Here is a 14,577-nt window from a genome sequence, read left to right as displayed (position 1 = left end):
CAAGCGCGCCCCAGGCCAGGGTCGGCGGCCCGGAATCGTGACTCGGCCTGGTCCGTGGCGGCTGGGCGGCATGACCCTGCTGTGGACCGACCGCGAAGGTCAGCCGGGGCCCCTGCGGGTTTCCGATGTGAATGCTCTGCCCGTCGTGAATGTCGACCACCGGCATCCGGTAGCCATTGAGGTAGGTCCCGTTCAGCGAGCCGTTGTCGATTGCCAGCCAACGGCCTTGATCGAACCGCAGGATCAGATGCGCGCGGGAGATCCGCGGATCGGCGATGCGCACATCGGCCTGCGCGTCGCGCCCGACGACCACCTCGTGGCCGGCCGCGAAGGATCGCTGGGACCCGTCGTGCCGGATTGTCAGGATGGGCGGGGCGGGTCGAGTCACCACTCAAGTATCGACCAGCGTTGGTAGTGCCCTCTATTGGAGCCGCCTGTGACTTCCCTTTGTCTCGATGCGGCCACTCATAGCCTCCTCATAGCCTGCTGAGACGAATCGCCTACTGCCGTGCGGCATTATTCGAACGAAAGGGGTGCAAGAAGGGTTGCGTCCGCGCGCGTCGTGCACACTGTTGTGCCGGCGGCGACGCAGACGGCGTAGAGGGCCCAATCGCGATGCGCATGCCCGGGGTGCTGCGATCCGCATCACAGTGCGGGACACCGGGGGCGGCGCCGGGACACGAGGGGGCGGGGCATTGATGAACGAGCACAAGGGAACTACTCGGCGCATCGGCGCCGGGCGACGGCTGAGCCCGCGACAAGCGCGGGAGGCGTTGCGGGCGGGCTTTCACTCGTTGCCCGCCATGCCGATCGGGCAGCTGTTCCGCCGGATACCACCGGTCGATTCGGCCCCGCACGCGGAACCCGCCGTCGCGCAACGGCTCAACGAGTCGAGCGGGCAGCGCCTTGCCGTGGGCAACGGCGCCTCGTTCGCCGGTTACACGATCTTGCGGCAACTCGGCGCCGGCGGCATGGCCGAGGTTTACCTGGCGTTGCACCCCCGGCTGCCCCGCCGCGACGTGATCAAGGTGCTCGCCGAGGCGGTGACCGCCGACCCCGAGTTTCGCGAAAGGTTCAACCGCGAGGCCGATCTCGCCGCGACACTGTGGCACCCGCACATCGTGGGCGTGCACGACCGGGGTGAATTCAACGGGCACCTGTGGATTTCGATGGATTATGTCGAGGGCACCGACGCCTCCCGGCTGGTCAAGGAGAACTACGCCGAGGGGATGCCGATCCACGAGGTGTGCGCCATCGTGCACGCGGTGGCGGGCGCGCTGGACTACGCCCACGACCGTGGCCTGCTGCACCGCGACGTCAAACCGGCCAACATCTTGCTCACCCATCCCGAAGCGGGGGAGCGTCGAATCCTGTTGGCCGACTTCGGTGTCGCGCGCCACCTGGGCGATATCAGCGGGATCACCGAAACCAACGTCGCCGTCGGAACGGTGGCCTATGCCGCGCCCGAGCAGCTGACGGGTTCGCCCATTGACGGTCGGGCCGACCAATACGCCTTGGCCGCAACGGCTTTCCACCTCCTCACCGGCGCGCCGCCGTTCCAGCATTCCAACCCGATCGCGGTGATCAGCCAGCACCTGCACGAGGACCCGCCGCGGCTCAGCGATTTCCGCCCCGATCTGGCCGAGCTCGACGGGGTGTTCGCCCGGGCCCTCGCCAAGCGACCCGAGGACAGGTTCGAGCGGTGCCGCGCGTTCGCCACCGCCGTCAGCGAGTCCTTCGGCGCCGTCGGCGACTCCGGGCGGGGCGCCGCCGCCGGCGCCGTCGTAGCGACCGGGCATCGCAGGCGCGGACCGGTGCACATGATTGCCATTCTGGGGCAACGGGTTTCGTCGAAAGCGCGCTGGGCGACCGCGCTGGTGTGCGCGGTGCTGATCGCCGTCGCGGCGACCTGGTCCATCCTCTACTCCGTCCAGCCCGACCCGCCCCCGAGCAACCCGGCCCTCGCCTCCAAACCGTCCGCGCCCGCCGCCAGCGCGGCACCGACCGCGGGCGGGCCGGTGCTCAACGGGACCTACCGGCTTGCCTACGACCAGACGAAGCGCACCACCAACGGCATCTCGATCCGGCACGACGGGGCCGCGACCGGCTGGTGGGCCTTCCGGTCGGTATGCACCACCAAGGGGTGTGCGGCCACCGGCACCCAGCTGGACGACGCCACCCATCAGGTGGCCGACACCACCGATGGCGGACAGGCGGACACCCTGCGCTTCGTGGGCGGCTACTGGCAGGGTGCGCCCGTGCAGCAGCGGGTGGGCTGCACTCAGCCCAATGGACAGGTGCGGGCCACGCAGCAGGAAACCATCGCGTGGTCGCTGGCGCCGCAGGCCGACGGCACCCTGCGCGGCACCCGGACCGAGACCGTGCTCAGCAACGAGTGCGGGGCCCAGGGGGCGGTGGTGCGGGTGCCCGTGGTGGCCACCCGGGCTGGCGATGTGCCGGCGACGGTGGCGTTGGGCGATCCCACCCAGGTCATCAACGCCTCGACCACCGCGTCCGCCCCGGCGCCGCCGGTGCTCGGCGGCCTTTGCAGCGACGTCGGCAAGGTCGCCTACGACCCGACCAACAACGAGCAGATCGTCTGCGAAGGCAGCAGCTGGGCCAAAGCGCCGATCACGATGGGCGTGCACGCCGCCGGCAGCTCCTGCGACCGGCCGGGCACCTCGGTGTTCGCCATGAGCACGTCCAGCGACGGCTATCTGCTGCAGTGCGATCCGGTCACCCGGACGTGGACGCGCCCGGCGGGATAGTCGGCCTGCGGGTACCCCGAGGCCAGTTTCACACCCCGCCCACCCACCTGGTAAAACCGCCTCCAGCACACTTGTCGGTGATCGCCTCTACCCTGGTGGCATGGCATTCGCCACGGAGCATCCCGTTGTAGCGCATTCGGAATACCGGCCGGCCGAAGAGGCCGTCAAAGGGTTGGTGCGCGTCGGCGGCGACTTCAAGGTCGTCAGCCCGCACGCCCCTGCCGGCGACCAGCCGGCCGCCATCGAGGAGCTGGAACGCCGGATCAGGGCGGGGGAGCGCGACGTCGTGCTGCTCGGCGCCACCGGTACCGGCAAGTCGGCGACCACCGCCTGGCTCATCGAGCGGCTGCAGCGGCCCACCCTGGTGATGGCGCCCAACAAGACGCTGGCCGCGCAGCTGGCCAACGAGCTGCGGGAGATGTTGCCGCACAACGCCGTTGAGTACTTCGTCTCGTACTACGACTACTACCAGCCCGAGGCGTACATCGCACAGACCGACACCTACATCGAAAAGGACAGCTCGATCAACGACGACGTGGAGCGGCTCCGGCACTCCGCGACGTCGTCGCTGCTGTCGCGCCGCGACGTGGTCGTGGTGGCGTCGGTGTCCTGCATCTACGGCCTCGGCACGCCGCAGTCGTATCTGGATCGCTCGGTCGAGTTGCGCGTCGGCAGCGACGTGCCCCGCGACGGGCTGCTGCGGCTGCTGGTCGACGTCCAGTACAGCCGCAACGACCTGTCCTTCACCCGCGGCTCGTTCCGGGTGCGCGGCGACACCGTGGAGATCATCCCGTCCTACGAAGAGCTGGCCGTGCGCATCGAGTTCTTCGGCGACGAGATCGAGGCGCTGTACTACCTGCACCCGCTGACGGGTGACGTCATCCGCCAGGTCGACTCGCTGCGGATCTTCCCGGCCACCCACTACGTCGCCGGCCCGGAGCGGATGGCGATGGCGATCTCGACGATCGAAGCGGAGCTGGCCGAGCGGCTGGCCGAGCTGGAGGGCCAGGGCAAGCTGCTCGAGGCGCAGCGGTTGCGGATGCGCACCAACTACGACATCGAGATGATGCGGCAGGTCGGCTTCTGCTCGGGCATCGAGAACTACTCGCGCCACATCGACGGCCGGGGTCCGGGCTCCCCACCGGCCACCCTGCTCGACTACTTCCCGGAAGACTTCCTGCTGGTCATCGACGAATCGCACGTCACCGTCCCGCAGATCGGCGGGATGTACGAGGGCGACATGTCGCGGAAACGCAACCTGGTCGAATACGGCTTCCGGCTCCCGTCGGCGTGCGACAACCGCCCGCTGACCTGGGAGGAGTTCGCCGACCGGATCGGGCAGACGGTGTACCTGTCGGCCACCCCCGGCCCGTACGAACTCAGCCAGTCCGGTGGCGAGTTCGTCGAACAGGTGATCCGTCCCACCGGCCTGGTCGACCCGAAGGTGGTGGTCAAACCGACCAAGGGGCAGATCGACGACCTGATCGGCGAGATCCGCAAGCGCACCGAGGCCGACCAGCGGGTGCTGGTCACGACGCTGACCAAGAAAATGGCCGAGGACCTCACCGACTATCTGCTCGAGATGGGCATCCGGGTGCGCTACCTGCACTCCGAGGTCGACACGTTGCGCCGGGTGGAGCTGCTGCGCCAGCTGCGGCTGGGAGAGTACGACGTGCTGGTCGGCATCAACCTGCTGCGGGAAGGCCTGGACCTGCCCGAGGTGTCGCTCGTCGCGATCCTGGACGCCGACAAAGAGGGCTTCCTGCGGTCCTCGCGCAGCCTGATTCAGACCATCGGCCGCGCCGCCCGCAACGTCTCCGGTGAGGTCCACATGTACGCCGACACCATCACCGACTCGATGAAAGAGGCCATCGACGAGACGGAACGGCGCCGGGCCAAGCAGGTCGCGTACAACGAGGCGCACGGCATCGACCCGCAGCCGCTGCGCAAGAAGATCGCCGACATCCTCGACCAGGTCTACCGCGAGGCCGACGACAGCGAGACCGTGGAGATCGGCGGGTCGGGCCGCAACGCGTCCCGTGGCCGGCGCGCGCAGGGCGAGCCCGGCCGCGCCGTCAGCGCCGGTGTGTTCGAGGGTCGCGACACGGCCAGCATGCCGCGCGCCGAACTGGCCGACCTGATCAAGGACCTCACCGCGCAGATGATGGCCGCGGCGCGCGACCTGCAATTCGAGCTCGCGGCGCGGTTCCGCGACGAGATCGCCGACCTGAAAAAGGAACTGCGTGGGATGGACGCCGCCGGCCTGAAATGAGTTTGCTGGTAACCGATCTGCGGGCCCGCTCGCCGCGTGACCCCATACGGTGGAGGAGTGACCGACGCGGCGACTATCACCGGCGGCTGGCGTGAGCTGCTGGGCCCGAGGTATCTGAGGACTTCCATCCTGCTGGCCGGCGGGGTAGCGCTCTACGCCACCAACGAGTTCCTGACCACCAGCTTGTTGCCCAACACCATCGCAGAAATCGGCGGCAGCCGGCTCTACGCGTGGGTGACGACCCTGTATCTCGTCGGGTCGGTGGTCGCGGCGACGATGGTCAATCCGATGCTGCTGCGCGTCGGCGCTCGGGCGTCGTATCTGCTGGGACTTGTCGTGTTCGGCATCGCCAGCCTGGTTTGCGCTGCCGCCCCGACCATGCACGTGTTGATTGCTGGACGGGCCATGCAGGGGGTGGCCGGGGGCTTGCTGGCCGGCCTGGGCTACGCGGTGATCAACTCCGCCTTGCCCCGCTGGTTGTGGACGCGGGGCTCGGCGCTGGTGTCGGCGATGTGGGGGGTCGCGACCGTCGTCGGGCCCACGACCGGCGGCCTGTTCGCGCAGTTCGGCATCTGGCGCTGGGCGTTCGTCGCGATGGCCGTCCTGACCGTGCTGATGGCGCTGCTGGTCCCGGTCGCGCTGGCCCGCGTCAGCCCCACCACCGGCGTCCCGAGGATGAGGGTGCCGGTGTGGTCGCTGCTGATCATCGGGGTGGCCGCGCTGGCCGTCAGCGTCGCGCAGGTTCCGCATAACACCGCCGCGACGTATGGGCTGCTGGCGGCGGGCATCGGCCTGGTCGGCGTGTTCGTGATCGTCGACTGGCGCATGCACGCGGCCATCCTGCCGCCCAGCGTCTTCTCGCCCGGGCCGCTGAAGTGGATCTACCTCACCATGGGCGTGCTGATGGGCGCGGCGATGGTGACCACCTACGTGCCGTTGTTCGGGCAGCGACTGGCCCACCTGACGCCGATCGCGGCGGGGTTCCTGGGGGCGGCGCTCGCGGTGGGCTGGACGGTCAGCGAAATCGTCAGCGCTTCACTGGAGCACCCGCGGACGATCGGGCGGGTGGTCCTGGTGGCGCCGATGGTGGTGGCGGCGGGCCTGGCGCTGGGTGCGGTGGCACGCCACGGTGACGGTTCGGCCGGCACCGCGGCGCTCTGGGCGGTCGCGCTGCTGGTCGCCGGCATCGGGATCGGGATGGCCTGGCCGCACCTGTCGGCCCGCGCGATGGCGTCCGTCGCCGACCCGGCCGAGGGCGGCGCGGCGTCCGCGGCGATCAACACCGTGCAGCTGACCTCCGCAGCGATCGGGGCCGGCTTGGCCGGCGTCGTCGTCAACACCGCCACCGGCGGCGAGGAGATGGCGGCGCACCTGCTGTTCACGGTGTTCACCGCCTTGAGCGCCGCCGGCGTGGCGGTGTCCTACGCCGCCACGCGCGCGACGCGCCAAGCCCAGCCGATCGCCACCAACGGCTGAACGCCGACATCACCGCGTGGACTTGACGACCTGCGAGTAATGGAATTGCCACCGTTCGACAATGCGGAAGCCCAGATAGCCCGGGAATCGATACGCCGGCGCGCGCCCGAACGCGGTGCCCGGCGGTAGCGACGGGCCCGCTTGATGGTCCGGCAGCGAATTGTCTTTGTTGGTGATCGTCCAGATCGCCGGGCATTTGTTGATTTTGGCGGTCGTCAGCCACACGGCGACGTGCCCGTCCCACAGCGACCCCACCTTCGGCCCGTACACGCCGCGCTCCACGTCGATCAACGACCGGAAGGCCGCCGGGCGGGTGGCCAGCAACGCACGAATCGGCCCGGGCCGCCACGGCACGGTGTTGTCCACCATCAGGCAGTCGCCGGGGGCGGCGTGCGAGCTGATCAGGTCGGCGACCTGGCTGTAGTCCCAGCCCTCCTTGGCGTACGGCCACCGCTGCACGAACAGGTAATTCGGCACGGCGGCGACGGCGAACACCAGCACCGCGCCGGCGATCGGCCAGGGTCGGCGGGCGACGGTGACGACGCAGACGGCCAGGACGACGGCCATCGCGGGCGCGGTGAAGATCAGGTAGCGCGGGTAGTAGATCGGCTCGATGACCGCCGAATAGACGACGACCAGCGCGGTGGGAATCACCATCCATGCCGTGGCGATGATCAGCAGCCGGCGTAGGTCGCCGGCCGGGGACGGCACGCCGGCCAGCCGGGTCGCGACCGCCGCGACGATCAGGACAGCGCTGGCGATGGCGAAGGCCACGCTGTGGTCGAAGTACTGGCGCAGGATGATGTCGAACGCGTAATGCCAGCTGACGGGGTAGATCCAGTTGACCTGCCACACCTGGTTGTGCGCGAACAGGATGAACGGCGTCATGGCCGCCACCGCGACGACGGAACCACCGGCCCACCAGAGCACCCGAGATCTGCGGGCGCCCTTCGGCGCGAGCAGCGGCAGCATGGCCCCGTACACCGGCACCAACAGCACCAGGTTGAGGTTGAGCAGTATCGCCAGCATCAACCCCAGCGCGTACCACACCCATCCGCGCGGCCTGCCGCGCCGAACGGCGGCGACGAACAACACCGTCAGCCAGGCCGCCGCGGCCGCCACGAAGGCATACGGACGCGCCTCCATGCCCGCCCAGGTGGTGCGCGGCAGGATGGCGAAAATCGCGCCCGCGCATATCGCGGTGGGCCGGGTGGAGAACTGCCTGGTGAACACCGTGACCCCGGCGGCGGCGGCCCCGACGGCCAGCGAGCTCGGGAAACGCGACCAGAACTCGGTGGGCGGGAAAAGGGCGAACCAGCCGTGCATCAGCAGGTAGTACGCCCCGTGGACGGCGTCGATGTGGCCGAGCAACCGCCACAGCTCCGGCAACGTCCGGCTGGCCGACGCCGATATGGTCGCTCCCTCGTCGAACCAGAGCGACGGACGACAGGCCCACGCGGCGCTGACAGCGGTGGCGAACAGGGCGATCGCCCACGGGTCCAGCAATCTGCCGCGGGTCCCCGCGGGCCCGGGCTCGGCGGCGGCATCCCCGGCGCGCGGCTCGAGGGTGGGCTCGAGGGTGGGCATGGACATGATGCTTGTTACTTTAAAGCGCGGCCCACCGAAGGGTTCACAAACTGCGTCCTGCGCATCCATTGTTCGTGGCGATATTCACGAAAAGCGGCTTAATGCAATGTTTTCCACGTTGGCCGCGCGCTTTTGATTGTCTTGCCATTGCCGATATTGTCCGTTGGCCCAGCCCACACCCGTAAATTGCGGGCGCGCCACGCCGCGCGGTGTGGCTAATCTGTCTCCTGCGCATCGAGCAAACGCGCTACTGTCTTGGGTTGGCTGACCAACCGAAACTGGGAGGGTAAATGGGCGCCTATCGGACTGTGGTGGTAGGAACCGATGGCTCGGACTCGTCGATGCGCGCGGTAGAGAAGGCGGCACAGATCGCCGGGTCCGACGCCAAGCTGATCGTGGCGTCGGCATATTTGCCCCAACACGAGGACGCCCGGGCGGCCGATGTCCTGCGGGACGAAAGCTACAAGGTTTCGGGGACCGCGCCGATTTACGCGATTCTGCGTGACGCCAAGGACCGCGCCCACGCCGCCGGTGCGAAGAACATCGACGAGCGACCCATTGTCGGGGCCCCGGTCGACGCGTTGGTGCACCTCGCCGAGGAGGAGCAGGCCGACCTGCTCGTGGTCGGCAACGTCGGCCTGAGCACCATCGCCGGCCGGCTGCTGGGGTCGGTGCCGGCCAACGTCTCGCGTCGGGCCAAGACCGACGTGCTGATCGTGCACACCACGTCCTAGCGTCCCGACGCCGGGCGGCTACCAGCCCCGCTCGCGCCATTCGCCCAGGTGGGGACGCTCGGCGCCCAACGCCGTGTCGTCACCGTGGCCGGGGTAGATGACGGTGGAGTCGTCGTAGACGTCGAACACCCGGGTGCTGACGTCCTCGATCAGCTGGGTGAAATCGCCGGGCTGCCAAGTCTTGCCGACGCCGCCCGGGAACAGGCAGTCGCCGGTGAACAACTGGGTGACACCGCCGGTCGCCGGGCCGTCCAGGGCCAGCGCGATCGATCCCGGGGTATGCCCACGCAGGTGGATGACGTCGAAGGTCAGCTCACCGATCTGCACGGTGTCACCGCCCGACAGCAAACGGTCCGGCTTGACCGGCAGCGGCTCCGCGTCGATCTCGTTGGCGGCCGTCGGCGCGCCGGTGGCGGCGGCCACCGCCTCCAGTGCCTGCCAGTGGTCGAAGTGCTGATGGCTGGTCACGATCAGCGACAGCTTCGGCGCGTTCTGCCGGATCAGATCGAGCAGGAGGTCCGCGTCGTTGGCGGCGTCGATCAACAGTGTTTCGCCGGTAGCGGAACAAGTGATCAGATACGCATTGTTGTCCATGGGGCCGACCGAGACCTTTAGGATCGTGGCGCCGGGTAGGGTCCGGCGGGCCGCGGTGCCGGGGTCGACGTGTCCGGTGTAGTTGTCGTCCACTGCAGTCATACCGGTCACGCTACTGGTCAAAACTTGCTTGTCGGTATGGGCACATAGCATGGAATGCGCCGTGCGCAATTCCGGTTCGGGATGCGCACTTGGGCTACCAGGAGGCCACGAGAAGTTGCCAGAGAGTTCTGAGAGGGGCAGCGTTGGCTGACCGTCTGATCGTCAAGGGCGCCCGCGAACACAACCTGCGCGGCGTCGATCTCGACCTGCCCCGCGACGCGCTGATCGTCTTCACCGGGTTGTCGGGTTCGGGGAAATCGTCGCTGGCCTTCGACACGATCTTCGCCGAGGGGCAGCGCCGCTACGTGGAGTCCCTGTCCGCCTACGCGCGCCAATTCCTGGGCCAGATGGACAAGCCCGACGTCGACTTCATCGAGGGACTGTCGCCGGCGGTCTCCATCGACCAGAAGTCGACCAACCGCAACCCGCGATCGACCGTCGGCACCATCACCGAGGTCTACGACTACCTGCGGCTGCTCTACGCGCGGGCCGGCACGCCGCACTGCCCGATCTGTGGCGAGCGGATCGCCCGGCAGACCCCACAGCAAATCGTCGATCAGGTCCTGGCGATGCCGGAAGGCACCCGATTCCTGGTGCTCGCGCCGGTGGTGCGCACCCGCAAGGGCGAATTCGCCGACCTCTTCGAGAAACTCAACGCCCAGGGCTACAGCCGGGTGCGGGTCGACGGCGTCGTGCACCCGCTGACCGACCCGCCCAAGCTGAAGAAGCAGGAAAAGCACGACATCGAGGTGGTGGTGGACCGCCTCACCGTCAAGGCGTCCGCCAAGCAGCGGCTCACCGATTCCGTGGAGACCGCGCTGAACCTGGCCGACGGCATCGTGGTGCTCGAGTTCGTCGACCACGAACACGACGCGCACAACCGGGAGCAGCGGTTCTCCGAGAAACTGGCCTGCCCCAACGGGCACGCGCTGGCGGTCGACGACCTGGAACCGCGGTCGTTCTCGTTCAACTCGCCCTACGGCGCCTGCCCGGAGTGCAGCGGCCTGGGCATCCGCAAGGAGGTCGACCCCGATCTGGTGGTGCCCGACCCGGAGCGCACCCTGGCCGAGGGCGCGGTGGCCCCGTGGTCGACGGGCCACACCGCGGAGTACTTCACCCGGATGATGGCCGGCCTCGGCGACGAGCTGGGCTTCGACGTCGACACCCCGTGGCGCAAGCTTCCGGCCAAGGCCCGCAAGGCGATTCTCGAGGGCTCCGACCACCAGGTCCATGTGCGGTACCGCAACCGGTACGGGCGCACCCGGTCCTACTACGCCGATTTCGAAGGCGTGCTGGCGTTCCTGCAGCGCAAGATGGCGCAGACCGAATCCGAGCAGATGAAGGAACGCTACGAAGGATTCATGCGTGACGTGCCCTGCCCGGTCTGTGAGGGCACCCGGCTCAAGCCGGAGATCCTGGCCGTGACGCTCGCCGCGGGGGACCGCGGCGCGAAGTCCATCGCCGAGGTCTGCGAACTGTCGATCTCGGACTGCGCGGACTTCCTGAACGCACTCACTCTGGGCGTCCGCGAGAAGGCGATCGCGGGTCAGGTGCTCAAGGAAATCCAGTCGCGGCTGGGCTTTTTGCTCGACGTCGGGCTGGAGTACCTGTCGCTGTCGCGCGCCGCGGCCACGCTGTCCGGCGGTGAGGCGCAACGCATTCGGCTGGCCACCCAGATCGGGTCGGGTCTGGTCGGGGTCCTCTATGTGCTCGACGAGCCGTCCATCGGGCTGCATCAGCGTGACAACCGCCGGCTCATCGAAACCCTCACTCGCCTAAGAGGTTTGGGCAACACGCTGATCGTCGTCGAGCATGACGAGGACACCATCGCGCACGCCGACTGGATCGTCGACATCGGCCCGCGGGCCGGTGAGCACGGCGGCGAGATCGTGCACAGCGGCACCTACAGCGAGCTGCTGGCGAACAAGGACTCGATCACCGGCGCCTACCTGTCGGGCAAGGAACGCATCGAGATGCCCGCGAAGCGGCGCCCGGTCGACAAGCGGCGGCTCACCGTCGTCGGCGCCCGCGAGCACAACCTGCGCGGCATCGACGTCTCGTTCCCGCTCGGCGTGCTCACCTCGGTGACCGGGGTGTCGGGTTCCGGCAAGTCAACCCTGGTCAACGACATCCTGGCGGCGGTGCTGGCCAACCGGCTCAATGGCGCCCGCCAGGTTCCCGGCCGGCACACCCGGGTCACCGGGCTTGACCACCTGGACAAGCTGGTGCGGGTGGACCAGTCGCCGATCGGCCGCACGCCGCGGTCCAACCCGGCCACCTACACCGGGGTGTTCGACAAGATCCGCACCCTGTTCGCCGCCACCACCGAGGCCAAAGTCCGTGGCTATCAACCGGGTCGGTTCTCGTTCAACGTCAAGGGCGGCCGCTGCGAGGCGTGCACCGGTGACGGCACCATCAAGATCGAGATGAACTTCCTGCCCGACGTGTACGTGCCGTGCGAGGTCTGCCACGGCGCCCGTTACAACCGCGAAACCCTCGAGGTGCACTACAAGGGCAAGACCATCTCCGAAGTGCTGGACATGTCCATCGAGGAGGCGGCGGAGTTCTTCGAGCCCATCACCGGCATCCACCGCTACCTGCGCACCCTGGTCGACGTCGGGCTGGGCTATGTGCGGCTCGGCCAGCCCGCGCCCACACTGTCCGGCGGCGAGGCGCAACGCGTCAAGCTGGCCGCCGAACTGCAGAAGCGCTCGACCGGGCGCACCGTGTATATCCTCGACGAGCCCACCACGGGTCTGCATTTCGACGACATCCGCAAGCTGCTGAAGGTCATCAACGGCCTTGTCGACAAAGGCAATACGGTCATCGTCATCGAGCACAACCTGGACGTGATCAAGACCTCCGACTGGATCGTCGACATGGGTCCGGAAGGCGGCGCCGAGGGCGGAACCGTTGTCGCGGAAGGCACTCCGGAGGATGTCGCCGCGGTGCCGGAGAGCTACACCGGCAAGTTCCTCGCCGAGGTGATCGGCCGGAGCCCGGCGGCATCGGGCGCCCCGCAGCGGTCGAACCGGCGTCGCAAAGTCACCGCCTGAGCCCACGCGTCAACCTTTCTCGGGCTTCATCGCGTCGCGAATCTGGGCCAGCCGCTGGGCCGCGGCGCGCCGTCGTTCGTCGTACTGTTCCTCGACCGAGCGGCCCTCGGGTGATTCCGCATCGAGCTCGGCGGCGCCGTGCGCCGTCGCGTACCGGGCCTCGATCTGATCGCGCACCGACTCGAAGGTCGGCACACCGGAGTCGTCGTAGTCCGGGCCGGGTCCGCCGGCTCCGGAAGGGGTTGGTGTGTCGGGCATGCCGTCACGGTACTGCGACGAGCGGTCGAAATCGCGTCGGCGTTTGAATGCGGAAGCGTCAATATCGGTGTCGCCGGACGGCCCCGGCCCCGCCCACCAAAACAAAAGGTACACGAGGGTCTTTTGCGCCCTATGCCCTGGCCGAGCGGTCGAATTCGTCCGTTTATGTCACAATCCCTTTGGTTAATTCGTCGCGAGTCGAATTAGCAAACCAAACCGTTCAAAAAAATACTCGTTGGTAACGGCGAATAAGCGGAGGTCACGTATGGAAGCGGCACAAATCACGGAGACCGGGATTGCCGGCCCGTTGTCGGAATCGGGGTTCGGCTGGCTCGATCACGCGACGGGGTGCCGGGTCATCGCGTCGACACCGGCCGCGGAGCCTGATCTGTGGAATCAGTACCTGGAAGGCGCGCTGAACAGCTATCGCCGGCACGGGCTGGATTGGGTGCTTGACCCCGAGCACATTCAGGACGGGGTCGACACGTCCCTGTTTTTTGCCGCGCTCGACCCACACGGGCGCGTCGTCGGCGGGACGCGTGTCGTCGGGCCTTTGCGCTCGCCGGAGGACTCCCACGCTCTCGAGGAATGGAAAGGCAACCCGGGCCTTCCGTTGCTGCGCCATATGATTTCCAATCGGCTTCCGTTTGGCGTCGTGGAGGTGAAAAGCGCGTGGACCAATTCTCGCGAATATGGCAATCGGGCGCTGTCCACGGTGCTGGCCCGCACCGCACTGCCAATCATGACGTTGCTGGGTGTTCAGTTCGTGATGGCCACTGCGGCGGCGCACGTGCTCGAGCAGTGGCAGTCCTCCGGGGGCGTCGTGGCCAACCGGGTGCCGGCGGCGGCCTATCCCACCGAGGACTACCGAACCAAGGTGATGTGGTGGGATCGCCGCACCATTGCCACCCACGCGGAACCCGGTCAATTCAAGCTGATGTGCGCAGAGAACGCCGAAATCCTCAACCGCATCTCCGCGTAGCGGGAAATGACGTGGTGCCGAGGCGTTCCCGGCTGCCCGCGACAGTGTGCTAGGTCGTCGCATCCCACCGGTGAAACCGGGAAGCCGCTGTCGGGCCGGTTGGCGCGAATGTCATCATTGCGGCTATGGCTTCTCGACACACGCGATTTCGGTTCTTCTACCGGATCGGCTTCACGCCGTGGGAGGGCCACCCGATCGGGCAAGGTCTGCGGGATCTCGTCGAGGGAACTGGGGACACGCCCGCGCTGCGCACCGGGCGGGCCCTCGACGTCGGCTGCGGGACCGGGGACTGCGCCGTCTACCTTGCCCAGCGGGGCTGGCAGGTCACTGCGGTCGACTATGTCGCGAAGCCGCTTGAAAAGGCGCAAGCGAAGGCCGGCAAAGCCGGTGTCTCGGTCGACTTCGTCCGTGCCGACGTGACGCAGCTGAGTCAGTCCGGGATCGGAACAGGCTTCGACTTGATCGTCGACAACGGTTGCATCCACAACATGAGTGGCGCCGACCGTGAGGCGTACGTCCGGGAAGTCGGCGCCGTGGCGGCACCGGGCGCGCGGTTGTTCATTGCCGCGTTCCCTCCCGGAGGCCGGTTCGGCGTGCCCGGCATCAGTCACGCCGAGATCCAACAACGTTTCACTCCCGACTGGACGCTGTTGTTCACCGGCGACGAGCAGGAGCTCGACGATAGGAAGACCCGGGCGTATTACTACCTGCTGCAATATCGCGACTGAGCGCGTGCCGTGGGTTCGGC

11 protein-coding genes are annotated in these 14,577 nt (G+C 68.0%); 7 read left to right on the top strand and 4 right to left on the bottom strand.

Annotation, left to right across the window (positions count from 1 at the left end; genetic code table 11):
• Positions 1–391 (bottom strand): FHA domain-containing protein (locus DQP57_RS20040; protein ID WP_205869178.1); only part of this gene is annotated, 391 nt, incomplete at its 3' end.
• Between the two features lie 307 nt (positions 392–698).
• Between DQP57_RS20040 and DQP57_RS20035 the strand changes: the two genes are divergently transcribed.
• The 3 genes from DQP57_RS20035 to DQP57_RS20025 all read left to right on the top strand — a co-directional run bounded on the left by DQP57_RS20035 (position 699) and on the right by DQP57_RS20025 (position 6,516).
• A complete protein-coding gene (locus DQP57_RS20035; RefSeq protein ID WP_112634455.1) occupies positions 699–2,768 on the top strand; it encodes a serine/threonine-protein kinase in 2,070 nt (689 codons plus the stop codon).
• 100 nt (positions 2,769–2,868) lie between these two features.
• Positions 2,869–5,040, top strand: coding sequence for an excinuclease ABC subunit UvrB (uvrB, locus tag DQP57_RS20030; protein WP_112634454.1), 2,172 nt, complete (start codon positions 2,869–2,871; stop codon positions 5,038–5,040).
• 57 nt (positions 5,041–5,097) lie between these two features.
• Complete coding sequence (locus DQP57_RS20025; RefSeq protein ID WP_112634453.1) at positions 5,098–6,516, top strand: MFS transporter; 1,419 nt, start codon at positions 5,098–5,100, stop codon at positions 6,514–6,516.
• A 9-nt stretch (positions 6,517–6,525) separates the two neighbouring features.
• Here the strand turns inward: DQP57_RS20025 and DQP57_RS20020 are convergent, their stop codons facing one another.
• Positions 6,526–8,109 carry a glycosyltransferase family 39 protein gene (locus tag DQP57_RS20020; RefSeq protein ID WP_112634452.1) on the bottom strand — a complete coding sequence of 528 codons (1,584 nt, stop codon included), beginning with the start codon at positions 8,107–8,109 and terminating at the stop codon, positions 6,526–6,528.
• A gap of 284 nt (positions 8,110–8,393) precedes the next feature.
• Between DQP57_RS20020 and DQP57_RS20015 the strand changes: the two genes are divergently transcribed.
• Positions 8,394–8,837: a universal stress protein gene (locus DQP57_RS20015; protein ID WP_112634451.1), complete on the top strand. Its 444-nt coding sequence runs from the start codon at positions 8,394–8,396 to the stop codon at positions 8,835–8,837.
• Positions 8,838–8,855: 18 nt separating this feature from the next.
• Here the strand turns inward: DQP57_RS20015 and DQP57_RS20010 are convergent, their stop codons facing one another.
• Positions 8,856–9,533 (bottom strand): MBL fold metallo-hydrolase, encoded by a 678-nt coding sequence (locus DQP57_RS20010; RefSeq protein WP_112634450.1) that lies wholly within the window; start codon positions 9,531–9,533, stop codon positions 8,856–8,858.
• 143 nt (positions 9,534–9,676) lie between these two features.
• Here DQP57_RS20010 and uvrA point away from each other — a divergent pair, with 143 nt between their 5' ends.
• Positions 9,677–12,589, top strand: coding sequence for an excinuclease ABC subunit UvrA (gene uvrA / locus DQP57_RS20005; protein WP_112634449.1), 2,913 nt, complete (start codon positions 9,677–9,679; stop codon positions 12,587–12,589).
• Positions 12,590–12,598: 9 nt separating this feature from the next.
• Here uvrA and DQP57_RS20000 read toward each other — a convergent pair whose 3' ends face one another.
• On the bottom strand, positions 12,599–12,847 hold the full coding sequence (locus DQP57_RS20000; protein ID WP_112634458.1) for a hypothetical protein: 249 nt from the start codon (positions 12,845–12,847) through the stop codon (positions 12,599–12,601).
• 265 nt (positions 12,848–13,112) lie between these two features.
• Here DQP57_RS20000 and DQP57_RS19995 point away from each other — a divergent pair, with 265 nt between their 5' ends.
• Both DQP57_RS19995 and DQP57_RS19990 read left to right on the top strand, forming a co-directional pair.
• Positions 13,113–13,829: a hypothetical protein gene (locus DQP57_RS19995; protein ID WP_112634448.1), complete on the top strand. Its 717-nt coding sequence runs from the start codon at positions 13,113–13,115 to the stop codon at positions 13,827–13,829.
• A gap of 125 nt (positions 13,830–13,954) precedes the next feature.
• Positions 13,955–14,557, top strand: coding sequence for a class I SAM-dependent methyltransferase (locus DQP57_RS19990; RefSeq protein WP_112634447.1), 603 nt, complete (start codon positions 13,955–13,957; stop codon positions 14,555–14,557).
• Positions 14,558–14,577 lie beyond the last annotated feature (20 nt).

Origin of the sequence: Mycobacterium colombiense, from assembly GCF_003284935.1 — a bacterium.
Lineage (GTDB): Bacteria > Actinomycetota > Actinomycetes > Mycobacteriales > Mycobacteriaceae > Mycobacterium > Mycobacterium arosiense_A.
This window is presented reverse-complemented; position numbering and strand designations above follow the sequence as displayed.

Coding starts and splice junctions, on each gene's coding strand:
- DQP57_RS19990 (WP_112634447.1), top strand. CDS start 13,955: ATGGCTTCTCGACACACGCGATTTCGGTTCTTCTACCGGATCGGCTTC.
- DQP57_RS20035 (WP_112634455.1), top strand. CDS start 699: ATGAACGAGCACAAGGGAACTACTCGGCGCATCGGCGCCGGGCGACGG.
- uvrB (WP_112634454.1), top strand. CDS start 2,869: ATGGCATTCGCCACGGAGCATCCCGTTGTAGCGCATTCGGAATACCGG.
- DQP57_RS19995 (WP_112634448.1), top strand. CDS start 13,113: ATGGAAGCGGCACAAATCACGGAGACCGGGATTGCCGGCCCGTTGTCG.
- DQP57_RS20010 (WP_112634450.1), bottom strand. CDS start 9,533: ATGACTGCAGTGGACGACAACTACACCGGACACGTCGACCCCGGCACC.
- DQP57_RS20020 (WP_112634452.1), bottom strand. CDS start 8,109: ATGTCCATGCCCACCCTCGAGCCCACCCTCGAGCCGCGCGCCGGGGAT.
- DQP57_RS20000 (WP_112634458.1), bottom strand. CDS start 12,847: ATGCCCGACACACCAACCCCTTCCGGAGCCGGCGGACCCGGCCCGGAC.
- DQP57_RS20015 (WP_112634451.1), top strand. CDS start 8,394: ATGGGCGCCTATCGGACTGTGGTGGTAGGAACCGATGGCTCGGACTCG.